Raw genomic sequence first — 221 nt, 5'->3', positions numbered from 1 at the left:
TTAAACTTCATGAAGAAAATTCAGCGCCAATTTGGTATCTCATACCTGTTTATTTCACATGATTTAGGGGTTGTCCGTCATATGTGCAAGAACATTGCCATCATGACCCGCGGCCGGATCGTGGAAGTTGGAACCAGGGATGATATTTATAATAATCCAATGCATATTTACACCAAGCGTTTGTTGGCAGCCATTCCAGAAACCAACGTTAATCACCGGGA

1 protein-coding gene is annotated in these 221 nt (G+C 42.1%); it reads left to right on the top strand.

Annotated features, from left to right (window positions below; all coding sequences use genetic code 11):
* The coding region (locus CBI42_RS12265; protein WP_142294185.1) for an ABC transporter ATP-binding protein at nt 1-221 on the top strand (221 nt) is incomplete at both ends.

Source organism: Streptococcus sp. KR (assembly GCF_002238115.1).
In the GTDB taxonomy this organism is placed as follows: Bacteria; Bacillota; Bacilli; order Lactobacillales; family Streptococcaceae; genus Streptococcus.
The sequence above is the reverse complement of the archived record's forward strand: the minus strand, read 5'-3'. Positions and strand labels throughout refer to the sequence as shown.